Here is a 25,627-nt window from a genome sequence, read left to right as displayed (position 1 = left end):
CTCCACATTAAATTTATATTATAGGTGGTCAGTTGGAGCAACAGTTATAGGCTCAAGTGGCATATAAAATGTCGTTGCTTGAGGTTCTGCGTATTTATTGCCAGCCTCATCTACTGATGAAGCTTGGACTGTGTACTCAAAATCTCTATTGTTTAAAACACTACTTTCGACTTTCCAGTTGCCATCAGCATCAGCCTTAGCGCTTAGCTCTTCGACTACTTGAGCTGCTTTACCTAGCCAAGAGTTACCTAAGCCATCACGATTAATAATATCAGCTGTTTTAATAACCAAATTTATTTCAGCAAATGGCTCTGCTTTGCCCTCTATGGTCGGTGAAAAGTCATATTGTTTATTGCTATCATACATTGTATTATAGTGTGACAGGTCAGAAAAGTCATCAGTAGATATTTTTGTGATAGACAAGGTGCTATTGTCTGTATCAACAGTTATCTCTTGCTTGCTTGTAGCTTTTAGCTCTTCGCCGTTTGCAGCTACTTTACTAGCTTCAATCGTAAATTTATGATCCCCATCAGCTAAAGGCGAAGTTGGTGTGTATGACCAGTTGCCATCATTATCAGCAGTTGTCGTGCCAAGCAGTGGTGCATTTTCACCTTCACCATCAAATATACTTATAGTAGAGTTTGCAGTAGCTTTACCTACTAAAGTTGGAGTGTTATCATTTGTGATATGTAGGCCTGTTCTTTGTGAATTTTCATGCTCTAAGATATTGCCCTCGATGTCAAGGTTGCTGCTTACTGCCTGATCTGTATTTCCAGTCACTACGTTATCATCAACTGCTGTGACAGATACTTCTAGTGGCTGCGGCAATATATTGTTATATGCATTATCTATCGCAGCCGCAAGTGTATCAAGACTAAAGCCCTCCTCGCTTGCGCCACCGCCTACATTTGTAAAAGCCTCTGCACTTGCATTTGCTTGAGAGCTTAGATCGCCAAAATTCGCATTGATGTTTGACTCATGACCGCCATTTGCAAAGCCAGCAGCGCCAAGGCTCACGCCATTCGAGCTTACTCCGCCCGCTGATTGAGTGCCGCCAGCTGCAGTCTCTTCAAGATCAGAGATATTTTTACCATTTAATAATTGCTCTTGTAGTGATGCTATCTCTTTGCCAGTCTCATCGCTAGCTTTTTCATTTTGAGTTTGCGCAGATTGTACCTCAACCTTTACGCCATCTTGCTCTTTTATGACCTCATTGTCATAGATCACGTCGCCTGCTTTTAGAGTTCTTTGATTTCCGTTAGCGTCTATAGCGACGATGGCATCCGTGCCGATTATTGATTTTATTAATCCTTTAACTTTACTCATAACATTTCCTTTTTATGTTTTTAGTTTTTATGCTGCAATTATAAGTAAATATTTTAGTTCTTTACTATTGTACTTTGGTACAGTTGTGACATTTTAGAAATATGAAGTTATAAATTTTTTAGTTAAATTTAGTAATAGCTTGCCGTATTTTAGGGATTTAGTTTAAAATTTAAAAATGGTATAGTTACAAAAAAATATTTTTAAATTTTATTTTTTGGATTTTACGTTTTGGGGAAGTTTATATAGAAATGGTGGCCCCGAATGGACTCGAACCATCGACCACTACCATGTCAAGGTAGTGCTCTACCAACTGAGCTACGGGACCAAAGATTTGGGATTATATTTTATTTTCCTTTTTATTTAGCTTAATTATCCTTTTCTTTAAAATTCAAACGCTTGATTTCTCTTACATTATATGAAATTTATTACCAAAAGATAAATTTATATATTAAAGATAATATTAATTTTTACTAACAAATTTTCTTTTATTACCTTAAAAATGGCAATATATTTTTTATCATTTCTCATATTATTCTCATACTATCCTTGTATAATTCTCACAGCGAGACAAATTTTATCCAAAAGGAGATCTTATGAAGCAAATTTCAAGACGTGAAATGCTTAAGATGAGTGTTGCAGGTGCTGGTGCTTTGGCTTTAGGTGCTGTAAATGCACAAGCTTCTGCTATAGATGCAAAAGATGTCAAATTTGACGAAGAATATGATGTTGTCATCATCGGTTCTGGATTTGCAGGGCTTGCAGCTGGCCTTAGCGCAGCCAAAAGAGGAAACAAAGTCTTGATCATAGAAAAAATGGGTAGGATCGGCGGTAACTCTGTCATAAATGGCGGCGGTATGGCTGTTCCAGTAAATCCAGTCCAGGAAAAAACTGGCATAAAAGATAGCAAAGAGCTATTTATCGAAGACTGTCTAAAAGCAGGCCTTGGGCTAAACCACCCAGAGCTACTTGAGACCATAGCTAATCGCGCGATGGAGTCATTTAACTTCTTAGTAGACTGCGGCGTGCAGTTTAAGATGGATCACTGCGCTCACTTTGGCGGTCACAGCGTGGCTAGATCGATGCTTACTACAAACGACAGCGGCTCAGGCTACATCCAGCCTATGCTTGAGAAATTTGAAAAAACAGATGGCTGCAAGCTAGTAAGAAGAACTAAATTTGACGACTTTGTTGTCGATGAGAGCGGCAAAGTAGTGGGTGTTGCGGTAAGAGAAGAGTATAAATTTGATGATAAACTTTATAACGACGACTTAGAGAACACAAGCGGCACTAAAAAGACCATCAAAGCAAACAAAGGCGTCATCCTTGCAGCTGGCGGCTTTTGCAGGGATAAGGCGTTTAGAAAGCTTCAAGACCCGCGTATCCCAGACAACGTCGATAGTACAAACCACGCAGGTGCGACAGCTGGCGTGCTTTTAAAGGCATTTGAGCTTGGCGCATACCCTGTGCAAGTAGACTGGATCCAGTTTGGCCCATGGGCGAGCCCAGATGAGAAAGGCTTTGGCACAGCTCCTATCCTAACTCAACAAGGCACATTTAAATACGGCATCGCAGTAGATGTAAGAACTGGCAAGCGCTTCATGAACGAGCTAGCTGACCGCAAGACAAGAGCAGACGCTGAGTTTAAAATTTTAAGAGCAGCACCTGATAAATTCCCTATCACATTTGCCGATACAAAGATGGCATTTAAAGACCTTAGCGAAGAGATCATAAGCAAGGGCATGAGTAGTGGCAAGCTAGTTGGCGAGTGCAAGAGCTTAGATGAGATCGCTAGCAAATACGGCGTCCCAGCTGATGCGCTAAAAGAGACGGTCAAAAAATATAATGAGGGCGTAAAAGCCAAAAAAGATGAATTTGGCAAGCAAGAGAGTGCGCTTTCTGAGATCAACGAAGCTGGTCCATTTTATGTCATCCGCCTATCTCCAAAACCTCACCACACAATGGGCGGTCTAAAGATCAACGAAAAAGCGCAAGTATTATCAAGCAAGAGTGGCAAGCCAATACCAGGCCTTTACGCAGCTGGCGAGATCACTGGTGGTACGCACGGAGCGAGCCGCTTAGGCACTGTTGCGATCACTGATTGTATAGTATTTGGCATGATCGCTGGAGAAAATATCTAAATTTAGTGTGCCTTTTGGCACACTAATTTATTATTAATGCAGATTTAATCAAGCGAAGACTATAATTTTATAAAAATAAGTTTAAGCAAAAATATTAGTTTTTCACTGAAATTTGACGTTAATAAAATTTTAAAAGAAAGGAAAAGGGTATGAATAAGCTTAAATTCATCGCTATTTTTGCCTGTTTATTTTCGCTTCATCTCTTTGGCGCCGATATGCCAAAGGGCGATCTAAACGTCACAAAAGTAGTAGTCTCTGATGAGCTAAGAGCCAAATATAAGATCAAACCTCATCACGAGCACCTAAGCTTTGACTGCGTTGATTGTCACCAAAACCAAGGCGATGATCCTAGCAAATTTAAAGCGATCGGCGACGCTGGCTGCCTATCCTGTCACAAGAGTAAAAAGCTCTTAGCCCAGAGGCTAAAATTTATGGATACTCTAAAGGCAAATCCTCACAACTCTGTTCACGATGGTCCGACTTTGTACTGCGACGAGTGCCACAACGAGCACAAACCATCTACAAACATGTGCTCTGAGTGCCATGAACACGAGGTGCCACAATGGATGAACGGAGTAACACCATGAAAATTTCAAAAAAATTACTAGCGCTTATAATCTTCATAAGCGGAATTGTTGGATTTTTAGTCGTTTTGCCAGTTCATTACGCGCTTGATGAGACGAGTGGGGATAAATTCTGCGTAGTTTGCCACGAGATGGATCCTATGGTGATCGCCTACAATGACGACATCCACAGCGGCAAGGGCAAAACCGGCATCAAAGCAAGATGCGTCGACTGCCATATACCACATGACAACATCGCAAAATACGCCCTAACAAAGGCGAAAAATGGCATTTTAGAGGGCTGGGTGCATTTCTTTGGCGATCCTAACGCAATCGACTGGCACAAAAACCTCAAAAATCGCGAGCATTTTGTCTTTGACAACGGCTGTACAAGCTGCCACACAAACGTGATAGACAGCAACAGCACTTCAGTGCAAGCTCAAAAGATGCACGCTCACTATAAAGAGCTTCTTGGCACTCCTAAAGAGCTAAAATGTGTAAGCTGCCACTATGACGCAGGTCACGGCGCTGGCTTTAGAAACTATCTTGAGTACTGGAAGCCATCGTATAAAATTTACGATAAAAAGATGATCGAAAAGAGGATCGAAACTAAGCAAAAATTCTTCAAAGATGAGTACAAACCTACAAAAGAAGAAGAGGAATTTATAAAACAAAAGGCTGAAAAAGACGCCAAAAAACCAGCTGGCGGTGGCATGGCTGGCTGACGAAAAAGATCTTGCTGCTCTCAAGCGACTTTGAGCAAAATGTCATCCTAAATGCATCGCTTTACCGCTTTGGGTTTAGGATGATCCAGCTCAAAAGCGCCAGCGAAGTCATCAAAGACTTTGAGTGCGGCAACGGATAAAGAAATTTAAACCTTGATCTGGTTAAATTTATAAGAGATAGCCAAAATATCACTCCCATTATGCTTTTGCTAGATGTTAGCGTTCCTAGCGTTTTTAATAGGATTTACTACGCTAGAGTTAATGACTTTATCATCAAGCCATTTTGCCCTGAAGAGTTTTTATTTCACGCCTTTAGCTTTGCAAGGTGCTTTTAGGCTCTAAATTTGAGCTAAAAAATGGCCTAGTCTTTGACAAAGACTCCCTTTGTATAAGAAAAGAGGACGAGGTCATCTATCTTGGCAAAAAAGAGAGCCAGCTGCTTGAAATTTTATGCAAAAACTCGCCCCACGTCGTCACCTACGACGAGATAGATCATCACCTATACAAAAACGAGACATTATCTCAAGACCGCATAAGATCACTCGTACGGGAGATAAGAGCTAAGATCCCAACCATTTGCCTAAAAACCGTGCGAGGCACTGGATATAAGGTGTAGTGAGGGGTTTAGTCAAATTTAGATCTTATTTGAGGGGCAAATTTCTATACTTTTGGATCAAATTTGCTTAAATTTGTAAAAACTCTTGCCTTGTTTGGCTATTTTGACTTCAACGATTTTCACAGCACCTTTGATAAATTTACCTTGCCAAAGCAGCGCCTTTTTTCTCTTAGCAGTTTGCCGTATTCGTATATCTCGTCAAATTTCTTACATAAAGCAACATCTTTTTTGCTATAGCAACTTTTTGAAAATCGCCAAGCAGTAGCTAACCGACATTTAAAACAGCTTGTAATCGCTAATGATAACGACTATTCTTTGTGGATTTGTGGTGCCATTGCGCTATCAAAAAAGAATTTGTATAAATTTATAGCAAGAGCTGGCGTTACACCAACTCTCTTATGCTTTTTGTTAGTTCAAGGCTCGCTTCGATCTCGGCGCGTTTTGCCATGACGCTTTCTATATTTATGCTTAAATTTAGCCCATTTTCATCGCCAAATTTCTTTAGCTCGCACCAAATTTCTTTGATGATCTCGCAGCTACTGGCTAGGTAGTCAGAGCTTAAATTTAGCCTCTTCTCAACCAAGCTTGGCACGCTCACTCCGAGCCATTTGATAAATTCAAGTGTTTTTGCATTGCCAGCTGTACTAAATGTAAGAAATATCGGCTCGCTTATCTTTGCAGCCGCACAATCCTCTAAAAATTTACGCGCTAGCTGTGCGTCAAATATCGCTTGCGATATGAAAAATTTAGCCCCAGCTGCGATCTTTTCACGCATTCTTTGTGGCTCATCGCCCTTTTTGCCGTGACGCTCTGCGATACAGACACCGCCCACTGCCAACTCTTTAAATTCGCTAGCGATCTCGTAGGCGCGAGCTAAATTTAGCCTCACTTTTTGCGTGCTTGAAGTTGCCCCCACTAGCACGTTTAAATTTGAGCTTTGAGCCTTAAGTGCCGCGCGAAATTCATCCTCGCCGTATCCGCTAGCCACGCGGTAAAATATACTAGGTGTTGCGACGTTTAGATACTTTTTGTAGTAAATTTCTGGGCTTAACGTCCCACTAAACTCAAATGTCCTCTCGCTATCATTTCGCTCGCTCTCGTCTTGCACCTCGTAAAGCACGAGCCCGTCGGCCTTGATATCATTTATCCGGCCCGTCCAGCGCTCTGAGATCTCACGCAGCTTTGCCTCTTCAAATTCAGCCTTTGGCGGCGTAAGGCCATATAGCAAGAGCCCTTTTTCTTTATTTAAAATTTTCTCTTTTAGCATTTTCTCACTTTTGAACTAGATCAGCCCTCATCACCACACCAACAGAACTTTTTGACGACATGCAGACAAACTCGTCTTTTAGGTATTTCGCGTCGGCTCGCCAAAAGCTTACGATATTTGCCACGTCGGCATTTTGCTTTTTAGCAGCTATCATATATCTTTTTATAACAGCGACAAAAGCCTCTTGGCAATAGCCCTTTATATCTCCGCTATCAGTGATAAATCTTTGAACCTTTACATTTGCCTTGATGACGCTTTTATTTTGGTCGTTTGAGCCAAACTCAAGCCTTACATTTTCAAAACCTGCTAGCTCTTTTTTGGCAGCTTCTAAATTTAAAGCCTCGCTGATACTATAGATATTTGTTTGCTTGTATGCACCTTTGTTGAGTGGTATAGAGTGGCGTCCAGAACTACATCCGGACGCAAAGATAACTAATATTACAAATAGAAAAATCCTTTTCATTTTTCAAATCCTTTTTAATTAAATTTTATAGACCTCTTACGATCTTGACGGCTTCTACCATGTTTTTAAGGCTTGGCTCGACCTCTTCCCATTTTCTGGTTTTTAGGCCGCAGTCTGGATTGATCCAAAGTTGCTCTTTTGGCAAGACCTCAAGCAGAGCTTTGATCTGAGCGACGATCTCCTCGACACTTGGCACGCGTGGGCTGTGGATGTCGTAAACGCCAGGTCCGACCTCTTGTTTGTAGCCAACGGCTTTGAAAATTTTAAGTAGCTCGTTGCCACTTCTTGCCGTCTCGATACTGATAACATCAGCATCCATTGCCTCGATAGTCTTGATGATATCGTTAAATTCAGAGTAGCACATATGCGTGTGGATCTGAGTTTTTGCCTCAGCTGAGCTTACTGAAAGCTTAAAGCAATCAACCGCAAATTTCTCATAAGCTGGGATATTTTCAGCTCTTAGCGGATAGCCCTCTTTAAACGCTGCCTCATCGACTTGGATCACTCTGATGCCCGCATTTTGAAGGTCTGCGATCTCGTCATAGATACAAAGTGCGAGCTGTTTTGCTACCTCGCTTCTTGGAAGATCGTCACGCACAAAGCTCCAGTTTAGCATAGTCACAGGACCTGTTAGCATGCCCTTCATTACGTGTTTTGTGATACTTTGAGCGTATTTCATCCACTTAACAGTCATCGGCTCTGGGCGGCTTACGTCACCAAAGAGGAGTGGTGGCTTGACGCAACGGCTGCCGTAGCTTTGTACCCAGCCATTTTGGCTAAATGCATATCCGCTGATCTGCTCGCCAAAGTACTCAACCATGTCGTTTCTCTCTGGCTCGCCGTGTACTAGCACATCTAGGCCGATATCTTCTTGGAATTTCACGCAGTGATCGATATATTTTTTGATGCCTGCTTCATAAGCGGCCGCGTCGATCTCGCCTTTTTTGAAATTTTGGCGAAGTACGCGAAGATCAACCGTTTGAGGGAAGCTACCTATCGTTGTTGTTGGTAAGATGCCGTATTTTAGCGTTTCACGTTGAATTTTGATGCGATCTTCAAATTTCTCGTCACGTTCAAATTTGCTTAAATTTTTGATACGTTTTTGAACACTTTCAGAGTGGATGAGCTTTGAAGTAGCGCGAGTTTTAACTGCATTTTTATTCTCTTCGTAAATTTTTGTTTCGCTCTCATCAAGCTTCTCGCCATTTGCTAGTTTTGTGATGATCTTGATCTCATCAAGCTTCTCAACCGCAAAGCTTAGCCAGCTTTTGATCTCTGGGTTTAAATTCTCTTCATATTTTAGAGTGTATGGCACATGTAGAAGCGAGCATGAAGTGCCTATGTAAAAGTCTTTGCCGCCTATTTTTTCTGAAATTTCACGAACAAGTTTTACCTTATCATCGATGTTGCTTTTCCAGATATTTCTGCCGTCTATCACGCCAGCAAATAGCGTCAAATGGCTATTTTTGATAGTCTCAAGTGCTTCGAAATTTCTCTTACCGTGGATGAAGTCAAGCGCGATGCCGTAAATTTTAGTTTTAGCCACTTCGCTAACTGCCTTGATCGCATGCTCAAAATATGTCGCAAACACGATCTTGATGTTGTTTGCAACGCCTGTTAGCTCGTTATAAACCTTTGTGATAAGTGGTAAAAGGTCGCTTTCGTTTTTGTCAGTTACGAAGATCGGCTCGTCAAACTGCACTAAAATTTCATCATCAAGCTTAGAAATTTGCTCAAGTAGCTTTTTATACTCGCCTACAAGCGCGTCAAGGTGCTTAAATGGGCAGCTGCCATCAGTCGTCTTTGAAAGAGCCAAAAATGTGATAGGGCCGATCAAATTTACCTTGCCTTTTACTCCGTTAACCTTCGCCTCTTTGTATTCATTTAAAATTTTGTCCGCTTTTAGGCTAAATTTACTCTCGCTGCTAAGCTCTGGCACGATGTAGTGGTAGTTTGTGTTAAACCACTTTGTCATCTCCATCGCAACGCCATTTTTGTTGCCTCTTGAGCAAGCAAAATATTGCTCCAAGCCGCTTAAATTTGCAAATCTTGGAGGCGTAGCGCCAAAAGCGATGATGTTATCAAGCATTAGGTCGTAAAACGAAAAATCATTAACGCTAATAGCCGAAATGCCAGCGTCTTGTTGATATTTCCAGTGTCTTTGGCGAAGCGTCTTTGCAGTCTCTTGCAAATTCTCTTCACTAAAGCCCTCTTTACCAGCCCAAAAGCCCTCTAACGCACGCTTTAACTCTCTTTTCTCTCCGATTCTTGGAAAACCTAAAACATAACTTTTTATCATTTTTATCCTTTATAAATTTCTATTTTTAAATTAAATCTGCGCAAGGCACAGCAACCTTGAATATTTTTATGCAGGTATATCCCTTCGACCAAAACCCCCCAGCACGTTCAATGTTGTTGCACTGCGCACAAGTCTGGGCTACCCAAAACGCGGTGGATGACACCCACTTCTTCTTAAACTAAAGTAAAATTTATAAAAAACCCTGCTAAAAAGATCCTTGCCAAATTTCAGGCACTGCTTAGCTTTGCTGTTAAAAATGCAGTTACAATGCAGCGGACCTGCTAGCAAAAATGGATTTATATCAATGTGAAAAAATGTAAAATTGTTTAAAAATTTGCGTGTTTTTTGAAAATCGCTGATATGTTTTTTGCCGAGATTAATGAGCTTTACGCATGGGACAAGGCATCAGCGTTTTTCCTTTGTAGTGAATTTTTGTCGCATTATAAACGCTCTTTGCCAAATTTTTGTTTAAAGTTTGGGCGCTACTAAATTTCGCGCCCAAAGTTTTTAGTCTTTTTTGCCTTTATTTAGGGATTTTAGCTTAGCATCCATATCGGCTGTAAGCATAGTAAAGACTTTGTTTGTAAGCTCCTGAGTTAGATCTTTAGCCTCTTGCATAGTCTTTTGGCTAAATTCATTTAGGAGTTTGTCCGCTTTTTTCTTATCTTTTTTATAAAGTTTGACGTACTCATCTTCAAATTTAGCCTGTTTTACCGCCAACTCTTTTTCAAATTTAGCGTAGGCCTCTTTAACCACCGGCGAATACTTCTCATAGTCAGTCATAACAAGGGTTTGAAGCTTTCTATAAACCCAGTAAATCGAAGTGTCATCAGCATCGTATGAGCCGTCTGAGTAGCCTTTTATAAAGCCATCAAGCCCCTCGTAATACGGCAAATAAACGCTAAGATCAGCCATACCAAGAGCGACGTAGGTCACACGGCCGATCTCTTTTGGTAGCCATGGGCGCACTTGCATGACGTGAGACTCGTATGTTCTAAAGACGCTTATAGCGCGGTAGATGTTTTTCTTATCTTCATCTTTGCTAGTGTAGTTATCAAACGGGGTGCCGTCGTAGTGGGCTCTCATCGCAGCTTTTAGATCTTCTACACTTAGTTTTTTCTCTGGTTTTAAAAATACTGGAAATTTCTGGCCATCGGCGAAGTCTTGTTTTAGGCTTGGGTTAAACATGCTTTGAACCCAGCAAACACGTGGGTAGTTGTAAGTCACATCCCTCTCATCATCCCTTGTATAGGCCTTTGTAAAGTTAAATTCTCCATCTTTTGCAGGGTCATAAGTCTTGTTATCGATCGCAAATTTGATGACATCTTTTGCGCCCATGAAATTTGGATCATTTTCTTTATAAGCGTGAAGTCTGCCTTGGTTTGCAGTGACGAAGTACTCATCTTGTGGGATCTTTGAAGCGATCCACTTATGGCCTGTGCCAGTTTCAAAGTACCAAAGCTCATTTGCATCGACAAATACCACACCAAAGCCCTCGCCAGCGCCTTTTGTCTCAACTATCTCGCCAAGAAGTTTAACGCCCTCTTTTGCACTCTTCATACGCGGCAAAAGCACGTCTGGGATGTCATCTTCTGTAATGCCACTCTCTTCGTTGTATGGATCAACTTTTAAAAGCTCATCTTTTGCATAGATGGTCTCAGTGCCACTAAGTCCTACGCCAGCCTCGTTGTAGCCGACTGCTCCGTGAAGTTTTGTGTGTGAGTTTGCGATAGTTGTGTATCTCATGCCATCTTTTGGGAGCGGATATGTAAAGTCATTTGCGCCGTCATGTGCCTTTGAGCTGTGCATGCCAGTTTGGTTTTTCGTAGCTGGGTGTATCAAAAAGACTTGAGCTTTTATAGCCTTGCTATCAGCACTTCTAGCCACTAGCATAGAGCCGTCGTTTGAAGCTTTATCTCCTACTAAAATGGTAGTGCATGCCAAGCTACTTGTGCCTAGAATCGCACTCATAGCGACGATTGATGCGAGAATTTTCCCTTTCATTTTTACTCCTTTAGTAAAATAAATTTCTTATATGTGATTATATGCCAAATTTAATAATTTAATTATAAATTTTAAAATTCTTTTAAGTTTAATGTAAATTTATTGCAAATTTGTCTAAGTGAAATTTAAATTTTCTAAAGGATTTTTCGATATAATCCAAATCTTACGCACTTGCGTATAAAATTTCAAAAAGGATTAGCATGCCAAAGATGAAAACCGTTCGCGGTGCTGCTAAGCGCTTTAAAGTAGGTAAAAATAAGATAAAAAGAGGCTCTGCTTTTAGAAGCCACATCTTAACAAAAAAACCTACTAAGCGTATGAGAGATTTGCGTGGCCCACACTACGTGGATAGCACAAATGTCCCAGCCGTTCGCAAAATGCTCGGCGTATAAAGCAGCGTAGATTTAAGTTTTTGACAAAAAGTCATTCAAACTCCCCCAAATTTAGGGGCAAGACTCACTTCGTGAGCGCCAATTTGTAAAAGGATAAATATGGCAAGAGTAAAAACAGGCGTAGTTAGAAGAAGACGCCATAAGAAAGTTTTAAAGCTAGCACGTGGCTTTTTCAGTGCTAGACATAAACACTTTAGAAAAGCTAAAGAGCAACTAGAGAGAAGTTTAGTTTACGCATACCGCGACAGACGCCAGAAAAAACGTGATTTCAGACGTTTATGGATCGTTCGTATCAACGCAGCTTGCAGACTAAACGACATTAGCTATTCAAGATTTATCAACGGCTTAAACAAAGCTAACATAGAACTTGATAGAAAAATTTTAGCTGATCTAGCTATGAATGACGCGAAGGCATTTGCGGCACTTGCAAAACAAGCAAAAGATGCTTTGAAATAACACCTTTTCTCCGCTTCGGCGGAGATCTTCTTTTTTTATACACTTTAAAAAATTTAATAACAAAAACTCTATAAAGCTCTTTGTTTTAATTTACTACCCGCGACTTTTACAAACTACTAGCTAAATTTAACTACCAGCAGACGAAAAAGTTAAATTTCGATACTCGTGTTTCACCGCTCCGCTAAATAAAATTTCGGCGGAGATTTTTACACCCCACTAAACTTCATATAAATTTATTCTCGAGATATTTAAGTAGCTAAACTCTTAAATGGTTTGTATTTAAATTTTAAGTCAATACCACTATAAATTTAGCTAACTGTTGAGCGTAAAATTTAATGGCATAAATTTGAAAATTTGCTTGCTCTGACTAACCCAAAGCAAGCGTAAAACTCGCTCTAAAAGCTTAAATTTCAATACTCGTATCAAAGCAGTGTTTCACTGCTCCGCTAAATAAAATTTTGCCATTTTCAAGCCTAAGGCCAAGCTCTTCGCCGCTTTTTGGATAGACTTTTAGGCATTGCGCTTCGTTTAAATTTAAAGTAGCGCCATAAAAGCAAGCCGCCATACCAGTGCCACAAGCTAGTGTCTCGTCCTCCACGCCCCTTTCGTAGGTTCTTACCTTTAAAACTCCACCATCAAATTTGGCTAAATTTACATTTGCATTGTATTTTTGGCGAAGCGCCCTGCACTCTTTGACGTCAAATTCATCTAAATCTTGAGTGAAATTTACAAGATGCGGCACGCCAGTGTCGTAAAAGTACCAAGTTTTGCCGTTTTCATTTAGTGGCTCGCTTAAAATTTTTGGACTTGTTAGCACGACCTCGACGCACTCATCTTTCACGCTTGCCATCACCTCGCCGCTACCAGTTAGCAGAGCAAATTCGCTTGAACTAACAAGGCCGTTTAGATAGGCATATCTAGCAGCCGCACGCGAGCCGTTGCCACACATCGCAGCGTAGCTTCCGTCGCTGTTGTAAAACTCCCATTTCACGCCCTTTTCGTAAGGCAAAAGCACGATGAGCCCGTCAGCTCCCACGCCGTTTGTTCGGCTACAAATTTGCCTCGCAAGTTCGCTTCTATCTTTGCCTAAAAATGTGTGAAATATGACAAAATCGTTGCCGCTGGCGTTATATTTTGAGACTTGCATGAGCCATCCTTTTATTTTTTGCGTGATTTTACTAAAATTTAGATAAGAGTTATTAGTGATTTTAAAGGAGCCACTTTGAAGAGCTACATCTTAAATTTAGAAAAAGAGTTTTCTTTGATAGAAAATGGCTTTAAAGAGCAAGAAAGAAGAGCCTTAGCTGACTATAAAGCAAAGGGAGCTGCGCACTGCAAAGAGCTTGCACTCCTAGCATACAGCTCGGAGGTCTATCAAGTGCGGATGTATGCGGTTTTTCTCTTTGGACACCTATCAGATCGTGAAGAAATTTTGACGTTTATGAGGGATGAAGTCTCAAAAGATGAAAACTGGAGGGTTCAAGAGGTGCTGGCAAAGGCGTTTGACGAGTTTTGCAAGAAAATTGGCTACGAGCAGGCACTTTTAACGATCGATGAATGGCTAAAAAATGGCAACGCAAATGCAAAAAGAGCCGTAACAGAGGGGCTTAGGATATGGACAAATAGACCTTATTTTAAAGATAACCCAAACGAGGCCATTAGGCGTCTAGCCAGCTTAAAAGGAGACGAGAGCGAGTATCTTAGAAAGTCAGTTGGCAATGCAATAAAAGATATAAGCAAGAAATTTCCAAATTTAGTAAAAACCGAGCTTGATAGCTGGGATTTGGATAGTAAAGAGGCCATGCAAACATATAAATTTGCTAGTAAATTTATCAAGAAATAGCGCAAATTTGGCCTAGAAATTTCTCTAGCTCAAGCTTTAAATGCTCCATGTCGCTGCTATTATCTATAACAAATTTTGCCATTTTTTTCTTTTGCTCGATGTCCATCTGAAGCCCTACTCTAGCTTTTGCAGCTTCTAAATTTAGAGCATTTCGGTTCATTAGACGGCTTAGCAAAAGCTCTTTTGGCGCGTAGATCACGGCTACATTTTTAAATTCGCTGTAACGCTCCTTTTTTTCAAAAAACAAAGGGATATCGACAAAATAAACTTGCCCCAAACCCTCAAACTGCGAAGCTTTGAAAAAAATTTCAGCTTTTATCTTTGGATGTAAAATTTGCTCTAAATTTTTAAGCTTTTTTGGCTCGTTAAAGACGATGGCGCCCAGTTTTTTGCGATCTATTTTACCAGCCTCATCTAAAATTTGCTCGCCAAAAACTTCTACTATCTCTCGTTTGCAAATTTCAAGCTGCTCGTGCGCGATCAAGTCCGCGTCGATCACACTAAAACCTCGCTCTTTTAGTAAATTTACAACCGTGCTTTTGCCACTAGCGATCGAGCCTGTGATGACGTAGGCGTTTGGAAAATTCTGCAAACTCGCTCCATTTTTGAAAATTGATAACAATTTTAGCAACTTTTGGCTAAAGTTTTAAAAAATAACCAAAAGGGTGAAAATGATAAGTTATAAAGATGCCGGAGTCGATATAGATGCTGGAAATAGCTTTGTTGAGGCGATCAAGCCTTTCGTAAAATCTACGCAAACACCAAACGTCATAGGCGGCATCGGATCATTTTCAGGTGCGGTCAGACTGCCAAGCGGATATAAAAATCCAGCCATTTTAGGTGCCACAGACGGCGTTGGCACGAAGCTTCGCCTAGCTATCGACGCTAAGAAATTTGAGGGCGTTGGCGAGGATCTAGTCGCTATGTGCGTAAATGACCTCATCTGCAACTTCGCCACACCACTCTTTTTCCTCGACTACTACGCGACTGCAAAGCTTGAGATAGAAAGCGCCAAAGAGGTGGTAAAAAGCATCGCAAATGGCTGCAAAAAGGCGCAGTGCGCGCTTATCGGCGGCGAGACAGCCGAGATGCCATCGATGTATGAAAAGGGCGACTTTGACCTTGCTGGATTTGCCGTGGGTATCGCTGAGGCTGACGAGATCGACAGGAGCAAATTTGTAAAATCTGGCGACGTTTTAGTCGCACTTCCAAGTAGCGGCCTGCACTCAAATGGCTTCTCTCTTGCAAGAAAAGTAGTAAGCGAGCTTGGGCTAAAATTTGATGAAAAAGTGGATGAGCGCAAACTAATCGACGTGCTTCTTGAGCCAACTAAAATTTACGTGAGCGACTTTTTAAACTTGAAAGATAAGATCACAGCGATGGCGCATATAACAGGTGGTGGCATAGTTGAAAACTTGCCTCGCGTCTTCCCTGCTGGACTTGGCGCGAAGGTGCAAAAAAGCGCTATAAAAACGCCTGAAATTTTTAAAATCCTAGCTCAAAAAGTAGAAGATAGCGAGATGATGAGGACATTTAACATGGGCGTTGGTATGATCCTTGTTGTAACTAAAGAAAACGTAGATACTGTGCTAGCAAATAGCGATGGCTACGTGATCGGCGAAGTGGTAAGTGGCAAAGGCGTTGAGCTAGTTTGATGCAAGAATTTAGCAAAAAACGCCTGCTAAGGACCGAAAATAAGAGCTTTTTTGATCTTAGCATTTATGAATATATAGGCTATTTTGGTGTACTAGAAAGCGAGATAAAAAAGCTTGATCCTTATAATCACTGGTGCAAGGTCTCACGAGGGTCAGGCATGCTGTCTATCATGCAAGACAACGGCGAGGACGGCGATCTTTATGATGAGAGCTACGAGGTGATCGACTGCCTTATCTACCTATATGACTGGGAGAAATTTAGCCGTATCTACATAAATACAGGAAATTGACTTGGCAAAGCAAAAGGCGAAAATCGCACCGATCTGGGCTAGAGTAAAGGCCTTTATCATCGATCTTTTCATCATCGGCATGCCGATATTTTACATCAGCACATATCTCGTTCTTGGCGGTAAAGAGGACTTTTTAAACAACCAGCTTGCCATCTTTGTGGTAAATAGCATCATCTCATTTATAATGTGCCTATTTTTTAGCATAAAAGCACAAACTCCAGGCTACAAAGCGCAAGAAATTTATCTCATAAATTTACAAACTGGCAAAAAACTAAGCCTTTTTCACGCGATCTTGCGTCAAATTTGCTTTGCATTTGCTGGCTTTAGCATCATCGGACTTTGCCTTTGCTTTTTCAGAAAAGACAGACTAAATTTACACGACATCATAACCCACTCAGCCGCCGTGCAAAAAGCAGCTTAAATTTACTTTGCTCCGTGCCAAAGTAGGCGGTTTTTGCCTAGCTTTGTATCAATACTCTCTTTTATAATGGAGCAGATATACTCTTTAAAAAGCCCTATATCTCTTGTCCTTTGCATGGTAGCAAGCAGGTGCCACTAAGAAGTTACAAAACGGGCTAATCTATGCTCTTAATTTTTTATCTTGGCAACAGCTTTATCACAAAATAATGCACATTTATCAATGTAAATTTAGCTGATGAATTGTTGTTTCAAATTTTTGGTCACAAATCGTCTATATGGTGAGCTAAATAGAGAAAATAAAGGCTGAAAATTAAGAAATTTAGCTACAAGCCACGAAAAATTTTTGATTAAATTTGAGTGAAATTTAAGCGCTTTGCGAGTAGAGTTTGACCTCGTTTATCAAAAATTCATAGACTCTTTGTTGCACTAAAATTTCCTCCTCGCAGCCACTCATCAAGCGACGAAGGTGCGAAAAGTCTATCTTTTTAGCATATCTTTTATGATCTTTCATATCTTTATCTATGCTTAAAAGAAGCGTGTCAAGCGTGATCCTATCGTTTCTTTTGACCCTTGCCACATACTCTCTAACGGTTTGGATTAAGAAGTCTTTTCTGGTCTGATCGTTTTCATAAATTTCACTTACGATGTCGTTTAAAACGTCAAAATCATCCTCGTCTGGGTCAAATTTAGCCGAGATAATCGCAGTAAAAATTTTGGCACGAAACTCTAAAGACTTGTGATGATAGACAAAAAAATCTCTAAAGGCCGATAAAAAACGAAGTTTGATCTTTCCTGACATTGCCCTACTTTTGGTGAAATTTATGTGAGATTATATACTCTTAAAGCTAAATTTTTAAAAATGTAACTATAAAACTAAATTTAAGTATAGTTTTTGTATGATTGCGAAGCTCCTTCTTAGACCTGTGCAATGCTTTTTATGAGCACCGCTTCAGGGTGGGAACACAGCAGAGCACTTGTATTAAGTGTGTGCCGCAGTCATCTGAGAGGGGGTCTTTCTAAACCAAAGTGCTCATTAAAATCATCGCAAATCTCTAAAAAATCCACTCCGTCGATCTTAGGTTTTTCGCTAAAAAATTTATACATATTATTAAAACCATCAGTTAGCTCTTTTGACTTGACGCCGTAGCTTATGGAAATTCCGGCTTCGATGTAGGCTGAGAGCTTGTCGCAGTATTTTAGCGCTTTGCCATCGATCGGGTTAAATTTATCCTCATTTACGTTCTCCATAGTCCCTTCGTGGCAGATGATCTTGCGCTCGAATGTTCTATTTTCAAACTCATCTTTTATAAATTTCTCGCCATCTTTTCTGATACCAAGGATGTAGCTAAACTCATCTTTGATCTTTTCAGGCACAAATGGCAAAATCCTCTCATCAATAAGCCTCATCTCATACTCGCTGATGATCTCATTTAACCCCTTTACGCCGTATTTTACAGGGCTTATGATATCCCTTGTAAGGCTCTCTGGCAGGTCGTGAAATAGTGCGCAAAAGAAGTTATTTTCTAGCCGTTTTTTGCAAGCTTTTGCTTTTAGTGAGTAAAAGTAGCTTAGTATCGCAACAACTAGCATATGTCCTAAGACCGCAGTTTCAGGGATGCGTGGCGTTTGTGCCCAGCGCTTTTGAAACCTTAGCCTGCCACTTAGATCAACAAGGCGGGCTAATTTTTGATTCATAGCGATCTTTCTAACGCCAATTAACTCGTAATAATCCTCCATCTCCTCCTCAACCTTCGCCTTAAGCTCGTCGATGTCGCTTAAAAACTGGCTCGTTTGATAGACGATAGAAAATTCCCACCTAGTGGCAAGATAGCTGGCTGCTTTTAGTATAAGGCGCTCTTTTTCGTGAGTTTTGTCGTTTTTATAGTGGTTTTTAAACCTCTCCAAAAACTCGCCGTCCTCGATATCTGAGATGAGCGTCTCAAGGTTGCTTAAAACCCAGCTATTTATCTGCTCTTTTTTCGTCTTTTGGATGTGGTGAAAGACGTCAGGACGTATGTCTGTGACAACAACCCTGCTTAAAAACTCAAAAATTCCAGCCTCGATGATGTAGTTCATATCGGCATTTTGCTCTTGTTTTGCTATGAAATAAGCGATGATAAATTTATGAGCCTGCTTGTCAAGCTCGACTAAATTTGTCATCTTTGGATAGTCGTTCCAACGTGATATAGATGCTGCTTTAAAGATATGTTCTATAAGCTTAGCACTTATCATTATTTATCCTTTTTGACTACTTTTGGCTTCTTATCATCGGCATAGCTTATCTTTCTAAAGCCCTCTTTGTTTGAGCTTCTTCTTGGCTTGTCATCTTTTTTAAATTTATCATCTCTGCTGCCTCTACTGCTAGCGCGATCGCTTGTGCTGCGTCTCTCACGTGGCTTGTCGCTAAAGTTTCTCTCCCTACTTTTTGGAGCGTATTCTTTCTCTTCAGCTGGCTTTTTTACCACTAGATCAGAGCTGATCTCGATAACTGTATGGACATTTCCACGTGGGTTAAAGTCGCCAACTATCTTCATAAATTTAGGCTCAAGTTTTTTCTCTAAAACAGAGTAAATTTCATTTATACTATCTTCGTGGCTGATGTTGCGGTTCATAAAGCTATTTATATAAAGCTTTATCGCTTTTAGCTCGACAACTAGCTTGTTAGGGATGTACTCAAGGTATATAGTCGCAAAGTCAGGATAACCAGAGCGAGGGCAAAGGCAGCAAAACTCAGGCAGAGTGATCTTTATGACATAGTCCCTTGTTTGCTTATTTTCCCAGACCTCAAGGTCACTCTCTACGTCAAATTCTTTTAAAATTTTCTCGCCGTATTTCATCTCTATCTCTAGCTCTTCACTCATTCTTTATCCTTTATATTTTTACTAACCAGGTCAAATTTAAATTTGATCACCTTTTAAATATCCAAGTGTTTAACGTCTTTTGCGTGGTCTTGGATGTAGTTTCTTCTTGGTTCGACCTCATCGCCCATGAAGAGATTAAACGTATCAGAAGCACTTATAGCGTCGTTTATATCGATCTTTAAAAGTCTTCTGTTCTCAGGGTTCATAGTTGTCTCCCAAAGCTGCTCAGGGTTCATCTCACCAAGACCTTTGTAGCGCTGGATATATGCACCTTTTTTCGCATTTTTCTCTACTTCATCAAGCACGTCTATAACGTCACTATGCAAGTCTAGGCCGCGCTCTTTTATCTTTTGGCTGATGTAAAGTGCCTCTTCATAGAGTGGATTTGTGAATAAATTTTCATTTACCACAAGCTCTTCTAGGCCGCTTTCAGTTTGGACGTAAATTCTAACCTCATCTTCGCTAACGTAGTGATTTAGGATGTTGTGACCCTCAGCTTTTAAGAAGTCTCTTAAAATTTCAAAAATTTCATTGTAGCTTTTTGAGACGATGTCTGGATTTTCTATCATATAGCGGATCGCCGAAAGGACGTTAAAGCGTTTTTCAAGCTCTTTTAAGACGCTTCTATAAGCTGCAACGATCTTTAAAAAGTCAATCAAATCCGCACTGCCAATACCCTCTATATCAACGCCCTCGATGCCAGTTTCGATAAGAAATTCGTTTAGTGCCTTTTCATCTTTTAGATAAATTTCTTTTTTGCCTTTTTTATAACGGTAAAGTGGCGGCTGAGCTAGGTAGATGTGGCCATTTTCAACAACTTTATTTAAAAATCTAAAGAAGAAAGTTAAAAGTAGCGTCTGAATGTGGCTACCATCGACGTCAGCATCGGTCATGATGATGATCTTATGATATCTAAGCTTTTCAGCGTCAAATTCATCTCCGATACCGCAGCCTAGCGCTGTTATCATATTTTTTATCTCATCAGACTTTAAAATTTTATCTAGTCTTGCCTTTTCAACGTTTAGAATTTTACCCTTTAGCGGCAATATCGCTTGAAAAACTCTATCACGTCCTTGCTTTGCAGAACCGCCCGCAGAGTCGCCCTCCACTAGGTATAGCTCGCTAATAACTGGGTCTTTACTTTGACAATCAGCTAGTTTGCCAGGTAGTGTGCCTACACTCATGCTCTCTTTTTTGCGAGTTAGATCCCTAGCTTTTTTAGCGGCTTCGCGACCACGAGCTGCCATTAGGGCTTTATCCATTATCACTCTTGCTTCGATAGGATTTTCTTCAAAATACTTTGTAAGCACGTCAAAAACCATCTTTTGAACGATAGGTTTTACATAGCTTGAGCCTAGTTTGCCCTTTGTTTGTCCCTCAAACTGTGGCTCTGGCACTTTTACACTAACAACTGCGATAAGTCCCTCGCGGATATCTTCACCAGTTATCTTTGTATCTTTTTCACGTGCAGCAGCGTTTGCTTGAACGTAGTTTGTGATAACTCTTGTAAGACCCGCTCTAAAGCCAGCCTCGTGAGTACCGCCATCTGGAGTTTTGATGTTATTTACAAAGCTTAGTAAATTTTCACTATAAGTGTCGTTGTAAAGCAGTGCAAAATCAACCATAACATCATCTTCGCCGCCGCTAAATGAGACTGCTTTGCTAACAGCATTTGCCTTATTCATATCAGTTACAAAGCTCTCAAGTCCGCCCTCAAAATGAAAACTCTCACTTCTGCCATTTCTTTGATCTTTGAAATTTATAGTTATCTTTGGGTTTAGATATGCTAGCTCGCGAAATCTTTTTACTAAAATTTCATCGTCAAATTCAGTCACTTCAAATATACTGTCATCTGGCCAAAACTCGACTTGCGTGCCTGTGCGGTTTGTAGTTTTTATCACTTCAAGATCGCTTTGTGGGATACCTTTTGCAAATTCTTGTCTGTGAAGCTTGCCATCGCGTTTGATATTTACGATTAGCTTTTTAGAAAGGGCATTTACGACAGATACACCAACGCCGTGAAGACCGCCAGAGACCTTATAAGTGTCCTTGTCAAATTTACCACCAGCGTGAAGCACAGTTAAAACAACAGTCGCAGCTGAAATTTTCTCAGTTGGGTGCATATCTACTGGGATACCACGGCCATTATCGCTAATGATCGCTGAGCCTTCACGTGTAAGCTCAACATCTATCGTATCACAGTATCCTGCCATCGCTTCGTCGATAGAGTTATCAACGACTTCGTAGATCATGTGGTGAAGGCCGCTTATGTTAGTATCACCTATATACATGCCTGGGCGCTTCCTAACCGCCTCAAGCCCTTTTAGTACTTTAATATTTTCTGCGCCGTAATTATTTTCCATCATAAACCTTTTTTAACTTATATATTTAATGGACTTATAACCGTTAGAAGCTCTTTTGAGCTAACAACGAAAGGTAAATTTTTATCTTTAAATCCAAACTCAAATTTCTCATCTTCTATGCTTTGCAAGAAGTCTATTAAATTTCTATTTTTTACATTTATGCTGATATCTTCTTCAAGTCCTGTTTGAAACTCTATCATTGTTTTTGCTTCTGAGTTATCCTCTATGATGCTCTCAAATGTGATGCTCTCTTTTGAAAAAGTTATCTTCATCTGATCGCTTAGCATCGAGATAGTTTTGATGCCCTCAACCATCTTATCTCTGCTTAGCTCAAATCTTATAGCGATATCTTTTGGTATAACGCGCTCATAGTCAGGGAATTTGCCGTTTATCAGCTTTGTGAAAAACTCAAAATTTTGGCTTTGAGCGATAAGGACATTTTCATCATAGTAAATTTCTATCTTGTCGAAAAATAGCTTTTGAATTTCATTTATCGCTTTTTTAGGGATGATCAGTGAAAACTCATTGCTCGCTTCATTTGCAAATTTAAATACAGCTAGCCTTTTTGTATCGGTGCCTACTATATTTATATAGTTTTGTTTTATGTCTAGTAAAGCGCCGTTTAGCTCAAATTTAGGGTTGTTGCTATCGATGCAAGGTAAAATTTTCTTTAAGCTTCTGCCTAGCATTATGGCGTCTATGTCAAATTTAGCCTTGCCATCTATCGTTGGAAACTCTGGGAAGTCTTCAAATTTATACATTGGAAGTTTGTATTTTGAGTTTTTTTGTTTGATGTAAAGATAGTTATTAACAGTTTCAAGCGTTACTTCTTCATCTTTTAGGCTTTTGATGATATCAAGTAGCTTTTTACCATTTGCAGTTGCATAGCCCTCATCAACGATCTTTGCGTTGCTTAGTTTATATGCTAGTCCTATCTCGTGATCAGTTGCTTTTATGTTTAAAACTCCATCTTTTGCTGAAATGTAGATGTGAGAAGTTATAGCACTAAGATCTCTTTTTTCGAGATATGGATTAGTGTTTGTTACTATGCTCTCAAGCATGTTTTTGTTTATTAGAACCTTCATTAAATACTCCCTCTTATTTTTAATTTTCTTTTTGTTGTATTAGTTGGTAGCGTGAAAGTGTGAAAAGCATCTTTTCTCACGCCAGCATCGTTATTTAAAATGTGAAAAGAATTTTTCATTTCTTCACATTTATTCACGAATTTCATTCTGTTTTTATCCTTTTGTTAAAATTTTGTTCTTTATCTCAGTCACTCTGAGGTTGAAAATTTCGTTACTCTCCATGAGCTCGTTTATCTTTTTTATGTTGTGACTAACGGCGCTATGGTCTTTCATACCAAAATAGTTTGCAATTTGGGGCATTGAATTTGTAGTGAGCATCTTTGCAAGGTAGATGATGATGCGTCTAGCCTCGACGATATTTTGCACTCTTGACTTGCTTTTTATGTCGCTTGGCTTGATGTTTAGCTCTTTGCTAACGATCTCTATAATGGTCTCTAAATTTATATTTTCATGTTTTTCTTTGATGAGATCTTTTAGTGTGTTTTTAGCAAATTCAAGCGTTATCTCAACTCTCATCAAGCTTGCGTAGGCGTTTAAATTTATAATAGCGCCCTCGATCTCACGGATATTATCGCCCATGTTTGTAGCGATGTAGTCGATTACCTCTTTGTTTAGGTAAATTTTGTCAAATTCACATTTTTTGATGATGATAGCTATCTTTGTATCAAGCTCAGGCGGCGTGATATCAGCCATTATGCTTTGCTCAAACCTTGACTTTAGCCTCTCATCAAAGCCCTTTAGTATCTTTGCTGGGCGGTCTGAGGTCATTACGATCTGACCTTTTTTGGCGATGAGCTCGTTAAAGGTGTTGAAAAACTCCTCTTGAATTTTATCTGTCTTGCCAAGAAACTGCACGTCGTCTATTAGTAAAACGTCGCAGTTTCGGTATTTTTCACGAAATTTAGTCATCGAGTGGCTATTTAGATGCGTGGTAAAATCAATCATAAATTGATCGCTCGTGACGCAGATGACTACTTTGCCTTGATCTAGGCAGTAGTTGCCAACTGATTGAAGCAGGTGCGTCTTACCAAGGCCAGTAGTGCCATATATAAAAAGTGGGTTGTAAAGCACGCCAGGCTTGTCCGCGACTGCCTTTGCGTTTAAAAATGCAAACTGATTTGAGTCGCCGCAGACAAAATTTTCAAATGTATATCCAGGGTTTAAAATGCTACTTTGCGCCTTGATCTGCTTTACATTTACTTGGTTTTGCTTTATGTTTTTTAGCTTTGTTTGACTAGTTATCTCGACCTCTGGCTTTTTGCCGGTTTTTACTTCATAAAGGTAGGCGATCTTTTCTGCGTATCTAGTTTTTATAAATTTAGCCATCAATTCACTCGTGGCGTTAAAAACTATAAAATCTTCGTTTGAAGCCTTTTCGTTAAATTTTAATTGTTTGATGTAGCAGTCAAATTCATTAGCGGATATTTTTGTCTGTAAAAGCTCTAAAATCTCGTCTGCTAGCAAATTTAAACCCTTTTGAAGTAATTAATTTTATTAGCGATTTTATCTTAAATTTAATAAAACCTTTGTTAAACTCCGACAAACTTTTTCACGGCGTGAAAAAGTCGTGAAAAAGTATTGAAAAGATTGTGATGAAAATTTTAGGAATCGATCCAGGCACGAAAAATTGCGGTTACGCGATACTTGAAAAGAGCAAATTTAAAACCATACTTCTTGAAGCTGGGCTTATAAAGATAAAGCCAAACACACTTCAATACCAAATAACAGAGCTTTGCGAGGGGCTTGATCTCATCTTTAAAAACCATAAATTTGATGAGGTCGCGATAGAGGACATCTTCTTTGCCTACAACCCAAAAACCGTTTTAAAGCTCGCTCAGTTTCGCGGGGCACTTAGTCTTAAAATTTTGCAGCTTCATGGTGACTTTGCCGAATATACGCCACTTCAAGTGAAAAAAACGGTCACTGGCAAGGCAAAGGCTGACAAAGAGCAAGTGGCATTTATGGTGAAGAAAATTTTAGGTATAAATAAAGAGATAAAACCGCTTGATATCACCGATGCGATCGCGATCGCGCTAACTCACGCGAATAATTTAAGAATAAACTAAATTTGATAGGGATGAAATGGCAACACTAAAAGCTTTACTAATTGGAGGCGTGAAAAACTACGGCTCGCAAAACGCAACTGATAAGCTAAATTTACCTTGGAGCTCAGCTATTTTTAAAGTAGCTCAAAATGGCGAAATTTTCGCAAATGAGCTTGGTTTTGAGGGCGATAGCGTCGCTGATACGAAGCACCACGGCGGCCCTGAAAAGGCGGTCTTTGCAAATTCATTTGCAAACTACGCCGAGTGGGAGAAATTTTTGGGATTAAAAAACATAGCTTATGGGGCGATGGGAGAGAATTTATGCGTTGATGGGCTTGATGAGAGCTGCGTTTATGTGGGCGATATCCACAAGGTGGGCTCACTTGTGCTTCAAGTCTCGCAGCCTAGAAAGCCATGCTTTAAGCTCTCAAAAAGATGGGGCAATGAAAATATGGCGACACATATCTTTGAAACAGGCCTTACTGGCTGGTACTACCGCGTCCTTACGCCAGGCTCATGCAAAGCAGGCGACGCGATAGAGGTTATAGAGAGTGACCCAGTTCATATGAGCATTTTAGAGATAAATAGGCTCTTTTACGCGCCAAATGAAAATTTAAATTTACTTGAGAAATTTAACGCCCTCACCACTCTTACAAATGGCTGGCATGATGATATGAAAAGACGCATCGAGGGAATTTACAGCACTGAATTTATGAGAACACTATAAACATTTATACTTTTGCTCCGATTTTGTTTTACAAATAAATTTCAAACAAAATTTAAAGGAGCAGAGGTGTTTCGTTCTATCACAAATAA

26 protein-coding genes, 1 tRNA gene and 1 other RNA gene are annotated in these 25,627 nt (G+C 40.0%); 14 read left to right on the top strand and 14 right to left on the bottom strand.

Features of this window, described 5'->3' with window-relative positions:
• Nucleotides 1–18: 18 nt before the first annotated feature.
• Together B9N65_RS07205 and B9N65_RS07200 are read right to left on the bottom strand one after the other, a co-directional pair.
• Nucleotides 19–1,326 (bottom strand): Ig-like domain-containing protein, encoded by a 1,308-nt coding sequence (locus B9N65_RS07205; RefSeq protein WP_087583377.1) that lies wholly within the window; start codon nt 1,324–1,326, stop codon nt 19–21.
• A 249-nt stretch (nt 1,327–1,575) separates the two neighbouring features.
• A tRNA-Val gene (locus B9N65_RS07200) sits at nt 1,576–1,651 on the bottom strand.
• Between the two features lie 268 nt (nt 1,652–1,919).
• Here B9N65_RS07200 and B9N65_RS07195 point away from each other — a divergent pair.
• From B9N65_RS07195 to B9N65_RS11015, 5 genes are all read left to right on the top strand, one after another.
• Nucleotides 1,920–3,464: a flavocytochrome c gene (locus B9N65_RS07195; protein WP_087583376.1), complete on the top strand. Its 1,545-nt coding sequence runs from the start codon at nt 1,920–1,922 to the stop codon at nt 3,462–3,464.
• A gap of 149 nt (nt 3,465–3,613) precedes the next feature.
• Nucleotides 3,614–4,051 carry a cytochrome c3 family protein gene (locus tag B9N65_RS07190; RefSeq protein WP_004317425.1) on the top strand — a complete coding sequence of 146 codons (438 nt, stop codon included), beginning with the start codon at nt 3,614–3,616 and terminating at the stop codon, nt 4,049–4,051.
• Nucleotides 4,048–4,752, top strand: a complete 705-nt coding sequence (locus B9N65_RS07185; RefSeq protein ID WP_087583375.1) for a cytochrome c3 family protein — start codon at nt 4,048–4,050, stop codon at nt 4,750–4,752. Before B9N65_RS07190 ends, B9N65_RS07185 begins: the two co-directional genes overlap by 4 nt.
• Before the next feature lie 11 nt (nt 4,753–4,763).
• A complete protein-coding gene (locus tag B9N65_RS11265; protein WP_257640041.1) occupies nt 4,764–4,892 on the top strand; it encodes a hypothetical protein in 129 nt (42 codons plus the stop codon).
• 185 nt (nt 4,893–5,077) lie between these two features.
• Complete coding sequence (locus tag B9N65_RS11015) at nt 5,078–5,368, top strand: winged helix-turn-helix domain-containing protein (RefSeq protein WP_180385137.1); 291 nt, start codon at nt 5,078–5,080, stop codon at nt 5,366–5,368.
• Nucleotides 5,369–5,750: 382 nt separating this feature from the next.
• On the opposite strand, the gene B9N65_RS07175 is transcribed toward B9N65_RS11015, so the two are convergent.
• The 4 genes from B9N65_RS07175 to B9N65_RS07155 form a co-directional block, all read right to left on the bottom strand.
• A complete protein-coding gene (locus B9N65_RS07175; protein WP_087583374.1) occupies nt 5,751–6,635 on the bottom strand; it encodes a methylenetetrahydrofolate reductase in 885 nt (294 codons plus the stop codon).
• Between the two features lie 4 nt (nt 6,636–6,639).
• Nucleotides 6,640–7,098, bottom strand: coding sequence for a hypothetical protein (locus B9N65_RS07170; protein WP_035169741.1), 459 nt, complete (start codon nt 7,096–7,098; stop codon nt 6,640–6,642).
• Nucleotides 7,099–7,123: 25 nt separating this feature from the next.
• Nucleotides 7,124–9,397, bottom strand: coding sequence for a 5-methyltetrahydropteroyltriglutamate--homocysteine S-methyltransferase (metE, locus tag B9N65_RS07165; protein ID WP_087583373.1), 2,274 nt, complete (start codon nt 9,395–9,397; stop codon nt 7,124–7,126).
• A 507-nt stretch (nt 9,398–9,904) separates the two neighbouring features.
• Complete coding sequence (locus B9N65_RS07155) at nt 9,905–11,401, bottom strand: C69 family dipeptidase (RefSeq protein ID WP_087583372.1); 1,497 nt, start codon at nt 11,399–11,401, stop codon at nt 9,905–9,907.
• Between the two features lie 200 nt (nt 11,402–11,601).
• On the opposite strand from B9N65_RS07155, the gene rpmI reads away from it, so the two are divergent.
• On the top strand, nt 11,602–11,793 hold the full coding sequence (rpmI, locus tag B9N65_RS07150; protein ID WP_087581277.1) for a 50S ribosomal protein L35: 192 nt from the start codon (nt 11,602–11,604) through the stop codon (nt 11,791–11,793).
• Between the two features lie 99 nt (nt 11,794–11,892).
• Entirely contained in the window at nt 11,893–12,249 is a 357-nt protein-coding gene (gene rplT, locus B9N65_RS07145; RefSeq protein WP_009295119.1) for a 50S ribosomal protein L20, read from the top strand.
• A gap of 403 nt (nt 12,250–12,652) precedes the next feature.
• On the opposite strand, the gene dapF is transcribed toward rplT, so the two are convergent.
• Nucleotides 12,653–13,396, bottom strand: coding sequence for a diaminopimelate epimerase (gene dapF, locus B9N65_RS07140; protein WP_087583371.1), 744 nt, complete (start codon nt 13,394–13,396; stop codon nt 12,653–12,655).
• Nucleotides 13,397–13,471: 75 nt separating this feature from the next.
• Between dapF and B9N65_RS07135 the strand changes: the two genes are divergently transcribed.
• Nucleotides 13,472–14,092 (top strand): DNA alkylation repair protein, encoded by a 621-nt coding sequence (locus tag B9N65_RS07135; RefSeq protein WP_087583370.1) that lies wholly within the window; start codon nt 13,472–13,474, stop codon nt 14,090–14,092.
• Here B9N65_RS07135 and coaE read toward each other — a convergent pair.
• Nucleotides 14,082–14,684 carry a dephospho-CoA kinase gene (gene coaE, locus B9N65_RS07130; RefSeq protein ID WP_087583369.1) on the bottom strand — a complete coding sequence of 201 codons (603 nt, stop codon included), beginning with the start codon at nt 14,682–14,684 and terminating at the stop codon, nt 14,082–14,084. The two genes, B9N65_RS07135 and coaE, sit on opposite strands and share 11 nt — an antisense overlap.
• A gap of 79 nt (nt 14,685–14,763) precedes the next feature.
• Between coaE and purM the strand changes: the two genes are divergently transcribed.
• Genes purM through B9N65_RS07115 form a run of 3 tightly spaced genes read left to right on the top strand, consistent with a single transcriptional unit; the run spans nt 14,764 to nt 16,458 of the window.
• Nucleotides 14,764–15,747: a phosphoribosylformylglycinamidine cyclo-ligase gene (gene purM / locus B9N65_RS07125; RefSeq protein ID WP_087583368.1), complete on the top strand. Its 984-nt coding sequence runs from the start codon at nt 14,764–14,766 to the stop codon at nt 15,745–15,747.
• Entirely contained in the window at nt 15,747–16,037 is a 291-nt protein-coding gene (locus B9N65_RS07120; RefSeq protein ID WP_087583367.1) for a hypothetical protein, read from the top strand. Before purM ends, B9N65_RS07120 begins: the two co-directional genes overlap by 1 nt.
• Nucleotide 16,038: 1 nt before the next feature.
• Nucleotides 16,039–16,458, top strand: coding sequence for an RDD family protein (locus B9N65_RS07115; protein ID WP_087583366.1), 420 nt, complete (start codon nt 16,039–16,041; stop codon nt 16,456–16,458).
• A gap of 363 nt (nt 16,459–16,821) precedes the next feature.
• Here B9N65_RS07115 and B9N65_RS07105 read toward each other — a convergent pair whose 3' ends face one another.
• On the bottom strand, nt 16,822–17,256 hold the full coding sequence (locus B9N65_RS07105; RefSeq protein WP_087583365.1) for a hypothetical protein: 435 nt from the start codon (nt 17,254–17,256) through the stop codon (nt 16,822–16,824).
• Nucleotides 17,257–17,369: 113 nt separating this feature from the next.
• Between B9N65_RS07105 and ffs the strand changes: the two genes are divergently transcribed.
• Nucleotides 17,370–17,467: signal recognition particle sRNA small type (gene ffs, locus B9N65_RS07100), an RNA gene on the top strand.
• Here the strand turns inward: ffs and B9N65_RS07095 are convergent.
• The 5 genes from B9N65_RS07095 to dnaA form a co-directional block, all read right to left on the bottom strand.
• A complete protein-coding gene (locus B9N65_RS07095; protein WP_087583364.1) occupies nt 17,454–18,689 on the bottom strand; it encodes an HD domain-containing protein in 1,236 nt (411 codons plus the stop codon). The two genes, ffs and B9N65_RS07095, sit on opposite strands and share 14 nt — an antisense overlap.
• A complete protein-coding gene (gene queF, locus B9N65_RS07090) occupies nt 18,689–19,318 on the bottom strand; it encodes a preQ(1) synthase (RefSeq protein WP_257640040.1) in 630 nt (209 codons plus the stop codon). The genes B9N65_RS07095 and queF overlap by 1 nt, the downstream gene beginning before the upstream one ends.
• Before the next feature lie 53 nt (nt 19,319–19,371).
• The gene (gyrB, locus tag B9N65_RS07085) at nt 19,372–21,681 is read right to left on the bottom strand and encodes a DNA topoisomerase (ATP-hydrolyzing) subunit B (RefSeq protein WP_087583363.1); all 2,310 of its coding nucleotides are present in this window, start codon (nt 21,679–21,681) and stop codon (nt 19,372–19,374) included.
• 17 nt (nt 21,682–21,698) lie between these two features.
• On the bottom strand, nt 21,699–22,766 hold the full coding sequence (dnaN, locus tag B9N65_RS07080; protein WP_009295131.1) for a DNA polymerase III subunit beta: 1,068 nt from the start codon (nt 22,764–22,766) through the stop codon (nt 21,699–21,701).
• A 153-nt stretch (nt 22,767–22,919) separates the two neighbouring features.
• Nucleotides 22,920–24,230 carry a chromosomal replication initiator protein DnaA gene (gene dnaA / locus B9N65_RS07075; protein WP_002940543.1) on the bottom strand — a complete coding sequence of 437 codons (1,311 nt, stop codon included), beginning with the start codon at nt 24,228–24,230 and terminating at the stop codon, nt 22,920–22,922.
• 122 nt (nt 24,231–24,352) lie between these two features.
• Here dnaA and ruvC point away from each other — a divergent pair, with 122 nt between their 5' ends.
• Together ruvC and B9N65_RS07065 are read left to right on the top strand one after the other, a co-directional pair.
• Nucleotides 24,353–24,832, top strand: coding sequence for a crossover junction endodeoxyribonuclease RuvC (gene ruvC, locus B9N65_RS07070; RefSeq protein ID WP_087583362.1), 480 nt, complete (start codon nt 24,353–24,355; stop codon nt 24,830–24,832).
• Nucleotides 24,833–24,848: 16 nt separating this feature from the next.
• Nucleotides 24,849–25,538 carry an MOSC domain-containing protein gene (locus tag B9N65_RS07065; protein WP_087583361.1) on the top strand — a complete coding sequence of 230 codons (690 nt, stop codon included), beginning with the start codon at nt 24,849–24,851 and terminating at the stop codon, nt 25,536–25,538.
• Nucleotides 25,539–25,627: the final 89 nt, after the last annotated feature.

The sequence above is a fragment of the Campylobacter concisus genome (genome assembly GCF_002165815.1).
In the GTDB taxonomy this organism is placed as follows: domain Bacteria; phylum Campylobacterota; class Campylobacteria; order Campylobacterales; family Campylobacteraceae; genus Campylobacter_A; species Campylobacter_A concisus_BH.
Note: the sequence above shows the minus strand (reverse complement) of the source record. Positions and strands in the feature narration are given on the sequence as shown.